Annotated in this window: 8 protein-coding genes; 2 read left to right on the forward strand and 6 right to left on the reverse strand. The window is 44.1% G+C overall.

Annotation, left to right across the window (positions count from 1 at the left end; genetic code table 11):
* Window positions 1-30 precede the first annotated feature (30 nt).
* On the forward strand, window positions 31-2,277 hold the full coding sequence (locus tag AC1DV1_RS09865; RefSeq protein ID WP_477358245.1) for a GH92 family glycosyl hydrolase: 2,247 nt from the start codon (window positions 31-33) through the stop codon (window positions 2,275-2,277).
* Window positions 2,278-2,314: 37 nt separating this feature from the next.
* On the forward strand, window positions 2,315-3,571 hold the full coding sequence (locus AC1DV1_RS09870) for a glycoside hydrolase family 99 protein (protein ID WP_477358247.1): 1,257 nt from the start codon (window positions 2,315-2,317) through the stop codon (window positions 3,569-3,571).
* Window positions 3,572-3,892: 321 nt separating this feature from the next.
* Here the strand turns inward: AC1DV1_RS09870 and AC1DV1_RS09875 are convergent, their stop codons facing one another.
* From AC1DV1_RS09875 to AC1DV1_RS09900, 6 genes are read right to left on the reverse strand one after another with little or no spacing between them, the layout of a single operon-like run.
* Window positions 3,893-5,164: a glycoside hydrolase family 99 protein gene (locus AC1DV1_RS09875; RefSeq protein ID WP_477358249.1), complete on the reverse strand. Its 1,272-nt coding sequence runs from the start codon at window positions 5,162-5,164 to the stop codon at window positions 3,893-3,895.
* Window positions 5,165-5,191: 27 nt separating this feature from the next.
* Window positions 5,192-6,196, reverse strand: coding sequence for a family 43 glycosylhydrolase (locus AC1DV1_RS09880; protein ID WP_477358251.1), 1,005 nt, complete (start codon window positions 6,194-6,196; stop codon window positions 5,192-5,194).
* Window positions 6,197-6,201: 5 nt separating this feature from the next.
* On the reverse strand, window positions 6,202-7,230 hold the full coding sequence (locus tag AC1DV1_RS09885; protein ID WP_477358253.1) for a family 43 glycosylhydrolase: 1,029 nt from the start codon (window positions 7,228-7,230) through the stop codon (window positions 6,202-6,204).
* Between the two features lie 37 nt (window positions 7,231-7,267).
* Window positions 7,268-8,419 carry a hypothetical protein gene (locus AC1DV1_RS09890; protein WP_477358255.1) on the reverse strand — a complete coding sequence of 384 codons (1,152 nt, stop codon included), beginning with the start codon at window positions 8,417-8,419 and terminating at the stop codon, window positions 7,268-7,270.
* A 24-nt stretch (window positions 8,420-8,443) separates the two neighbouring features.
* On the reverse strand, window positions 8,444-9,148 hold the full coding sequence (locus AC1DV1_RS09895; protein ID WP_477358257.1) for a DUF3823 domain-containing protein: 705 nt from the start codon (window positions 9,146-9,148) through the stop codon (window positions 8,444-8,446).
* Window positions 9,149-9,166: 18 nt separating this feature from the next.
* A complete protein-coding gene (locus tag AC1DV1_RS09900) occupies window positions 9,167-10,984 on the reverse strand; it encodes a RagB/SusD family nutrient uptake outer membrane protein (protein WP_477358259.1) in 1,818 nt (605 codons plus the stop codon).
* Window positions 10,985-11,022 lie beyond the last annotated feature (38 nt).

Raw genomic sequence — 11,022 nt, forward strand, 5'->3', positions numbered from 1 at the left:
GCATCATAAACCAAATATAAATTTTCTGAGATGGTTAATCATTTTTCCCGCTTGTTAAAGTCGGTTCCGTTATGTGCGTTATTGAGTGTTACACTCGCTGGTACATGTTACGCGCAAAGCGCCGATGGTAATTTAGAATACATTGACCCACGCATTGGCAATGTGGGCCAACTTTTAGAGCCCACCCGGCCTACCATGCACCTGCCCAACCAGATGATTAGGATGTACCCTAAACGGGCCGATTATATTGACGATCAGATTTCAAGCTTTCCGCTCAATATGGTTTCGCACAGGCTGGGCGAGGTTTTTGCCATAAAGCCAGATGATAAACCGCTCACGGTCGATTCCTGGGACCAAAAAATGCCTTATGACCACGATCTGGAAATAACGCGACCATGGTATTATTCCACTTACCTTATTGATAAGGACATTAACGTGCTGTTTACCCCGGGTAAAAAAGTAGGCATATACAGATTCTCCTTTCCTGCAAAAACAGCCGCTAAAAGCGTCCTCTTTAACGTATATAATGATGGTGCCTCCAGTTGGAATTTTACCGGTGGTAATGAAGTAACCGGCACAGAAACTTATCATGATGATATTAAAGTATATGTTTATGGTCAGTTTAGCGCAAAAGGAATAGCAGGGGTTATTAAGGATGGTGTTTTAACCAAACAAACATCAATTGAAGGTAAAGATGCCCGATCTTTTATTACTTTTTCAGACGGGACTCCTGATAATATCGAGTTTAAATATTCCATATCATATATAAGCGCCCAGCAAGCAAAGCAGAATTTTAACGATGAATTTACCGGGGTTGATTTTACTACTTTGATGGCAGCTGCAAAAGGCGCATGGGCAAAGGTTGCCAACCAGATACAGGTTGAAGGCGGTACTGTGGCACAACGTAGGTCGTTTTACACTGCACTATACCGTAGTAATGAGCGTATGGTAAACATTAACGAAGATGGCCATTATTATAGCGGTTATGATAAAAAGGTGCATGACAGTAACAGGCCTTTTTATGTAGATGACTGGGTATGGGACACTTACCTGGCATTGCATCCGCTCAGGTCGATATTAAACCCGACCATGGAATCGGATATGTTAAACTCCTATGTGAATATGTACCAGCAAAGTGGTTGGATGCCTACCTTCCCGGTGTTGTTTGGCGATAACCCCTGCATGAATGGTTTTCACTCTACCGTGATGTTTTTAGATGATTACCGTAAAGGCATTCGTGGTTTTGATGTAGAAAAGGCATATGAAGGGATTGTAAAAAATGCAACACAGGCCACCATGCTGCCCTGGGAAAACGGCGCTAAATGTGAGCTTGATGATTTTTACTATGCTAAAGGATATTTTCCTGCTCTGCAAAAAGGCGAAAAGGAAACCGTAAGCCTGGTACATTCATTCGAGAAAAGACAGGCTGTAGCTGTTACATTGGGTGGCAGCTATGATGATTGGGCTGTTGGTGAATTGGCTACCGAACTGAATAAGACAAATGATCAATCAATATTTGCAAAGCGGGCATCTAACTATAAAAACTTATGGAACGAGGATAAAAAGATGTTCATTCCAAAGGATAAAGACGGCAACTGGATAAATATCGATCCTAAATTTGATGGTGGCCTTGGCGGGCGCGACTTTTATGATGAAAACAACGGATGGACTTACCTATGGCAGGTACAGCACGATATACCCGGATTAATCGGTTTAATGGGCGGCAAGGATAATTTTGTGGCTAAGCTTGATCAAACATTTCGCGAAAGCCTTGATCGCAGCAAGTACCAGTTTTGGGCCAAATTCCCCGATGCTACAGGTCTGGTTGGGCAATATTCTATGGGCAATGAGCCAAGTTTTCATATCCCATATCTGTACAATTATGCAGGTGCGCCCTGGAAAACCCAGAAACGAATCCGCTTTTTACTGGACGTATGGTATAAGGATAACATATTCGGTATCCCCGGCGATGAAGATGGCGGTGGCATGTCGGCGTTCGTCGTGTTCTCCTCTATGGGTTTTTATCCAATTACACCGGGCAAACCTATATATACTATTGGTAGCCCTGTATTTAGTAAGGTTACCATTAGTTTGCAAAATGGTAAGCAGTTTAAGATGATAGCAAATAACTGCTCGGTGATTAATAAGTATATCCAGAGTGCAAAGTTTAACGGCGAAGTTTTAAATAAACCATGGTTTACGCACGATCAACTGACGGCCGGTGGGACTCTCGAACTGGAAATGGGGCCAAAGCCCAATAAAAACTGGGGTATCTGATCTAATCTATAAAACAAAAATATTAACAATAATCCTGATGAAAAAACAAGTTTTTAGCATCTTGTTGCTACTGCTATGCGCTGTTGCCTATAGTCAAAAACACAGCAAAACATCAGCGTTTAAAAGTTATAAAGGGTTGGTAATGGCCGGTTACCAGGGTTGGTTTAATGCCGCTGAAGATGGGGCCGGCCGGTGGTGGAATCATTATGTATCGCACGGCAAATTTGAACCTGGATTTACCAATATCGATTTATGGCCCGATGTAAGCGAATATAAAAAGACCTATAGATCTCCCTTTAAATTGGCCGATGGCAGCGATGCGTACCTGTATAGTTCATACGATGCCTCTTCGGTTGAAACACATTTTAAATGGATGCAGCAATATGGCGTCGACGGTGTATTTGTACAGCGTTTTATTGGCGATGTGCAGCGGAGTAGGGGGCGTAACCACAATGATGTGGTTTTGGGCAATGCACTTAAGTTTTCTGAAAAATACCATAGGGCAATTTCGGTAATGTACGATCTTTCGGGAATGGGCGGCAGAGGCGACTCGCTGGTGATAAAAGATTGGAAACATTTGGTTGATAGTATGAAACTAACCAATCGCGGCAATAAGCAAACCTGGCTATATCATAACGGAAAGCCACTGGTAGCCGTTTGGGGCGTAGGTTTTAACGACAATCGTAAATATGGCCTTGCAGAAGCTGAGCGAATCATCGATTTTTTAAAGAATGACCCTGTTTATGGCGGATGTGCCGTGCTGCTTGGTGTGCCAACTTACTGGCGCGATTTTGGGAGCGATACCGAGAAAGACCGGCACTTGCATGATCTGCTTCGTAAGGTGGATATTGTACACCCCTGGTTTGTAGGCCGTTTTAATGAAGAAGCTTACCCCAAATTTCAGGCCCGGATAGTGGATGATATTGCCTGGTGCAAAGCTAATAAGATTGATTATGTGCCTACAATTTTCCCGGGTTTTAGCTGGCATAATATGAATCCGCGGGCGTCCCAAAACCAGATTCCGCGCAACCGCGGAAGCTTTTACTGGAAACAAATTAACGGGGCAATTAAGGGCGGGGCAAGTATGCTATATGTTGCCATGTTTGATGAGGTTGATGAAGGCACAGCTATACTCAAGGCGTCTAAGAATCCCCCCGTGGGGCTTAGTACGTTTGTTAAATATGAAGATGATATTCCTAATGATTATTATTTATACCTAACGGGGTATGCCGCCAAAATGCTTAGGAAGCAGCTGCCTTTACAGGAAAATGTACCACCGCCGGTAAAAAAATAACCGGGGTTTAGTTGATGTTACCAGGCATTTGGTAACCGGTGTGCCCGGGGTGAGATACGGGCGCACTTATTTTTAAAACCTTACCAAGGAGGGCTTTTTCCGGGTAACAAAAGATCAGGAAGCTTGTCGGAACAAATGAAATGCTTAAAAGGTACGGACTAACTGGGTGGTAAAATACCCCTGTTCTTTAGAAAAGTACAGGAAATGAGAGGTTTACGGCAGTGATTTTAGAAAAATTTCTAACAGTTCCCCGATAATTTTCAAAAGAAAAGCCGCAGCAACTATTAGTTCCCGCGGCTTTTCTTCGATAGATAACTTTTGTTACAAAATAGGTTTTGTAGGCCTTGTTGCCGTAAGCGGGGTTATCTTTTTAAACATCTTTGCCCCGTCGCCGGTAAGCCTCAGGTAGTAATCTGCAGAGCAGGCGGTGCCGTCTTCATCAAGCCCCAAAAAGCCTGAGCCTGCCGGTATAAATGCCTGGCTTTCGGCAGTCTTGGCTATCTGGTTGCCTTCATTGTACTCATCAAACATCGAAATGTAGATGCCCTGGGCGCCAACCCTGGTCATGTTGTAAAACTGTCGCCACATAAAGTCGCCGTGGGCACGCTGGCGGCCAGATAAGTCGCCGGGTAGTATACAGGGTTGGTAGTCAATTCCGTTGGCATTGCAATAGGCCTGGTCGGCTTTATTAATGGTTACAAAAAAACCGTCGGACTGGTTGGCATTGCCTATCCTGCCAACCATCCATGGCGAAAGCATATCAAATGCCTTATACGTACTTAAAAATCCCGGGCGTGAATCGCTGGTTTGGGTAAGCCAGTTTGTAGGCACGCCGCCAATAACATAACATCCCTTGCTTTTAAACCATTTAATCACTTCAAGGCAGTTTGCCGCAGTAAAGTCATGGTTGTTATCAGAAAAGCCAAATCCCCAGATACACACAACAGGTTTGCCATTTTGCTTTGCATAGGCCGGCGACGAGGTGTATTGCGACATTTTGTTTGTCCAGTCGGTTTTTAATTCGCTTTGCATATTTGTCCAGCCGCTTACATCGTACATAATGTAAAACTTGACACCATTTTTTTCGGCGGCTATTTTGGTTTTGGCGGCCATGGCATCGCGTACCGGACCTTCCAGTCCGCTTGGGTTAAAACGCTGTAAGGCAGCACCGTCAATACCATAGTCTTTCATCCATTTAAACTGGGTATCGATAGTTTGATCTGAAAACGAAGAAAACACCGTAGCCGGTTGCCCGTTCCCTAAATTGGCAAATTGGGTAGGGAATTTATTGGTATAATCGCGCATATCTGGCCAGGCCGAAATAGCTTTATTGGTTGGTGATGGCTGCTGTTCCCAGGTTTGAGCCCAGTGCCAGTACCTGTTTATCGGCGATCCGTCGCCTATAGCCGCAAACCAGCCCTGGTAACCTACTACTACTTTGCCCACTACATCGCCAACCGGCGATGGTGTTCGGTCAATGGTATCTGTTGGTGTTACAGGTGGGGCTGGGGTATTAGTACTTTTTTTTGAACAACTGGTGTTCGCTGCTATCAGCGTTATTAGTAGCAACGCGTTAAATGATCTTCTTCTCATGTCCCTTGTTTTATTTGTTTATATCTTTTATTTTTTCACTCCGTTAATATCTGTTTGAATTACTTTCCTGATAGTGCCATCGGCGTTGTAATAAAGCTTGTTTACACAAACAGAACGCAGCCAATCATTGTGCGAAAGTGAGCTATTATGGTAAAAGGCATACCACTGCCCTTTAAACTCAATTATTGAACCATGGTCGGTAAAACTGTCGGTAGGGTCCATGTATACACCTTTATAGGTCCAGGGACCAAGCGGGTTATTACTTGTTGCATAGCGCATACGATTAAATTTTCCGGCCTCGTTAAAATTATCGGCGTATGAGAGGTAATACACGCCGTTCCGTTTATGTACCCAGCTTGCTTCATGAAAATCCGTAAGGCCCTGCATGGTTTTCATTTCGCCATCAAGTTCCATCATATTATCCTTTAACTTGCCGCCTTTACAGATGTTACCACCGCCGTAGTATAAATAGGCCTTCCCGTCATCGTCAACAAACACACAGGGATCTATCAACGATTCGAGCCCATGGATGTACCCCTGCGATTTAAAGTCCTTTGCCGGGCTTTTGCTAGTTGCTACGCCTATTTTCCAGGTAGTATTCCATTCGGTACCGCTGGGATGCGGGAAGTAGAAGTAGTAAGTGCCGTTTTTATAAGCGCAATCGGGCGCCCACATAAAACCACCTTCGGGGCGACCCCAATCAACCTCGCTTGCCTGTAATACCTGTCCTTCATCCCGCCAGTGTACCATATCATCGGTAGAGTATACATGATATTTATCCATCAAATCGCAGCCACGCGGCGGGTCGATGTCATGAGAAGGGTATAAATACAACCTGCCATCAGTCCAAACATGTGCCGATGGATCTGCAGTGTAGATATTGGTAATAAAAGGGTTTTTAAAACCGTCGCCCTTTGGGTCTTCAATAACTACTGTTGGGGTTTCGCCGGTGGGGTTGCTTTTTTTTGAGCAATTGCTTGCTGCCACCACCAGGGTTGTTAAAAGGATTGTATATACTATCTTCCCGTTCATATTATTTACTTTTTTATCGCTCCTGTTGGTATTACTTTTTTAATAGTGCCATCGGCATTATAGTAAAGCTTATCTACACAGATAGACCGTAACCAATCCTGGTGAGAGAGTGAACTGTTATGGTAAAACGCGTACCATTGGCCCTTAAACTGAACAATGGAACCATGGTTGGTGTAGCTATCAGTAGGGTTCATATAAACACCTTTTGAAACCCAGGGGCCTAACGGACTATTGCTGGTGGCATAACGCATTTGGTTGTGTTTGCCGTTCACATCGTGATTGTCTGAATAGGATAGGTAGTATATGCCGTTCCTTTTATGTACCCAGGTGGCTTCATGAAAATCTTCCAGGCCTTCCATTTTTTGCATTTCTCCATCAATTTCAATCATGTTGCTTTTTAGTTTGCCACCTTTGGAAGTGCCGCCGCCACCATAATAAAAATAAGCCTGGCCATCATCATCTATAAACACACACGGATCAATCATCGATTCCAATCCTTTGATATACCCTTGCGATTTAAACCCGCTTGCCGGGCTTTTGCTGGTGGCCACGCCAATTTTCCAGGTGCTGTTCCACGCGGTGCCGCTTGGATGGGGGAAATAAAAGTAATAGGTGCCATTTTTGTAAGCGCAATCCGGCGCCCACATAAAACCGCCTTCTGGGCGGCCCCATTCAACCTGGCTGGCGTTTAGTATTTCGCCATGGTCTTTCCAGTGCACCATGTCGTCGGTTGAGTAAACGTGGTATCTGTCCATCAAATCGCAGCCGCGCGGCGGGGCTACGTCATGCGATGGATATACGTACAGGCGGCCGTCTTTCCAAACATGGGCAGATGGATCGGCTGTGTAAATATCAGTAACAAATGGGGTTCCGACAGCTGCGGTATCGGCCGGTTTATCCTGGGCAATACACAAAGACGTTGATAGTGTTCCCAGGCCTATGGCCAATATAGCTGATATTTTTATTAAATTATGCTTTATCATCAGGATGCTGTTTCTTTTTTTAAATGGCAGAGAAATTACTTTCTCCGCCATTTTGATGTTTATAAATTAATGAAGGGTTGGGGAATAATTATTTTGAGACAACTTTGATGTCATCGATGCCATAATTTTGATCTGTTGTTGCTTTAGCTGCACTCCAGAAGAATATCTTTATATAGTTCATAGCTGTTAAATCCGGCCCCCCGTCTCCCGACACATATCCGTCGGTAAAATTGAGCTGCAAGTGATTCCATCCATTTTTTAAGGTCGGGATAATTTTATCCATTCCCCAGCCAATACGTTTGTTATCCGGATCGGCGGCGCTGCTGAATTGTATTTGACCATCTACTTTAAGTAAAGAAACGTCCTGGACATAAAACCAAAGATCCAATAGCCCTGTTGCTATGGTTACCGTTGTATTAACAGGAGCGGGCAGGGTTTTAATAAACTGCATAAAGTCCTGGCCGGTTTTTATTGTTGCCTTCAGATAACCGGTACCTTCTTTTTGGCCGGTTATTGTTAAAACCGGGTCTCCGCCTGCTACCTGCCAGCCGTCAGTTTTATCACAGTTATCAATCACTACGGGCGGTGGCGGCGGTAATGCTGCAACCCTGATATCATCGATACCAAAATTTTGGTCAGTAGCTGCTTTAGCTGCGGTCCAGAAGAATATTTTTACAAAATTCATTGCTTTTAAATCCGGCCCGCCATCTCCGGATACGTATCCATCGGTAAATTTCAGCTCTAAGTGGTTCCAGCCGTTTTGCAGTGTTGGGATAATTTTATCCATGCCCCAGCCAATACGCTTATTATCCGGATCGGCGGCGCTGCTAAACTGTATCTGGCCATCTATTTTAAGCAAAGAAACATCCTGAACATAAAACCAGAATTTTAATTCGCCGGTACTAAAGGTTGCTTTTGTATCAACAGGAGCGGGAAGGGTTTTAATAAACTGCATAAAATCTTGCCCTGTTTTTATCGTTGCCTGAATATAGCCAGTGCCTTCTTTTTTGCCGGTTGTTGCTAAAACAGGATCTCCGCCTGCTACCTGCCAGCCGTCGGTTTTATCGCAATTGTCAATTACAACAGATGTATCGATAACCGGGGGTGTTGTAGTATCAACCGGGGGAGGGGCTTTAAGGCCTGATGTATCCCGCGAAACATATTTTTCTTTTTGGCAGCCCACAATTATAAAGCCTGCCATAAGGATGGCGCATGCCATCGTTGTTTTAATGAATTTCATTTCCTTTTTTGGTTTAAGGTTAAATTATTTAGGAACGTCTACCTGTACTATTTCCGAAAAATTGGAGCTGTTGAAACTATCGCTCAAACGCACCCCGGCACGTACAAAAAATGTGCGGCCCGGAATAAGGTTAGGAACGGTTAAGGTGATTGATTTTTGCGCTGTAGTCAGGTCAATAAATTCTTTATTGATGGTTACAGCATTTAAATCCGAGAAGTCTCTGATAGAAGCTCCTGTACCTACCAGCTTTGTGGTATTCACATAAGGCTGCACATCTTTAATAGTTGGCAACCCTGCTACAACGGGCGCGGTAATATCAAACTTTAAGGTTAAAGTTGTGCCTGTTAAACTTGTAGTAAAGTTTTTGATAATGATGTACGGTGTAACAACAAAGTCGTGTTTGGTACCTTGGGCAATATTCACCGTCACGGTATCATAAACCGGCCAGAAAGCGCCGCCTGTAGGCACAACCTTATATGCACTTTTAAAAAGTTTGGTATCCTGAAAGGTGCCATCAAACTTACTTGGAATGGTTTGTGGGGTAGTCCAGCCAATTTGCTGAAGTTTTATTGTGGTGCTACCGCCTGATGTTGGCAAGTTACCACCTTCGGACGAAATTATATTGCCTTGGAATGAGGCGTTAGGACCATCGTAATTGTCTGTTTTTGTACATGCAGAACTTGCAAGTATAGTTACGCCCACCAAAATTCTGCTAATCAGTTTTTTCATATCTTAAAATTTAAATTCTTAATAATTTGGATTATTAGGGAGCAGGTTAGGGTTCTTTCCGATTTCGCCTCCGGGAATTCCTTCATAATAAAATTGCTTCTGGAAAGAGTATTCGCGATTAAACAGTTCTGTTTCGGCTAAGAAGATGAATTTGTTTTCATTTAACACATAATATGGCATCAGGCCTTTAAAGTGCGCCCTGTCAAGCACCACATCGGCTGTGCGCCATCTTTTTAAATCCCAATAGTATTGGTTTTCAAATGCAAGCTCCATACGCCTTTCGTTGCGAACTTTATTTAAATCGATAGTAGTGTAAGGGGCTGCACCGGCCCGGCTTCTGATGAGGTTAACAGAAGTTAATGCATCGCCGGCGTTGCCCAATTCCATAGCAGCTTCTGCCCGGTTTAACAAAATCTCGCCATAACGAAGGTCAATCCAGGGCTGCTCGCTCCTGTTAAGGTCAACCGCCGATTGGGGTTTGTTATAATCAACATATTTGCGCACATAAAAGCCTGTGCGGGTTAGTTCATCGCCACCTGTCCATGGGCCGGTAAAGCCAATTACCTGCTTGCCCTGGTACAATGTTTTTGTATCGCCTGCAAGTATGTATGAGCGTGAATTGGCCTGTTTAGCAACCTCAGCGGCCGCTGTTCCGCTAAAAGATGGGTAAATGCCCCGTTGCATATCAAACATAAGCCCCCTTAACGTTGCGCCAGGGAAATAAACGGTGGCTAATAACCTTGGCTCAAGACCTTGCATCAATTGTGCACGGTTATCAAAACGTTTAGGTGTACCATCGCCATTAGTTACCGGTAACTCTCCCCAAAGCCGTACAAAATCTAATGTAGGGTATGAACGCGAAAGCGCATTAGCTGTAAAATAACGCGGCGACATAGTAGCATCCCAGCTATGAGCAGTGTGAGTAGCAATAGAATATTGTTTTATAAAAATATTTTCGGGGCTTGTGCTTTTTAAGAACAGATCAACATAGTTTTGTACTTTATCTGAATTTGCACTGTAAAGCGAGTAATGACCATCGAGCAATTTAGCGGCATCATAAGCTGCCTGGAAATAAGCAGTCGCTTTATCTGCAGGGATACCAACCAAGCCTTGTGCGCGCGCCGGGCCATCAACAAAGTTTACTGAACCGTACCTGGCCACACACGCGGCATAAAGCATTGCCCGTGATTTTAAGGCGGCTGCAACATACCTGTTGGCCCTGCCTGCATCACTGGTTTCGGGCATCATCTGGTAACCCAAATCAAGCTCGGTGCCGATAAAATCCCATACAGCCTGTTCTTTATCGCGGTGCACCTGGAGTGTTGACAGTGGTGCGCCAGGATCTTGTGGTACCGTAATAATTGGGATACCCCCGTAACGCTTGGCCATGCCAAAGTAATAGTACGCCCTTAAAAAATGAGCTTCGCCCAAAAGGGCATTTACTGTTGGCTGGCCTAGCTTGGCCACATGTTTAGGCAATTCGGCTATCAGGGTATTTACGTTCCTGATATCGCCATATGGCCAGTAACCAAAGCCACCGCCAATATCCATCCCGCCAAAAGGGCCAACTTCTTCGCCCGTAACCGAGGCCGAATTATAAAAGTTTTCCCAATCGTTGCCACCGGTTTTAAACCCCTGATCGGGCCGGTATTTAAAGTCTTCAATAGGTAAATTATGGTATATGGTTGCCAAAAACGATTTAACACCTGCCTCGCTGTCATATATAATCTCGGGAGTAAAGATGTTAGTCGGCAGAATATCCAACCTTTGGCAGGAAGTAAGCGAAACCCCTACGCCAATAGATATTGCTATAATAAATTTATGTATACTTTTCATGTGTCAATAGTTATTCGTTAATAATTCATGATATGCCC

It is taken from the genome of Mucilaginibacter sp. P4_D1, assembly GCF_056401935.1.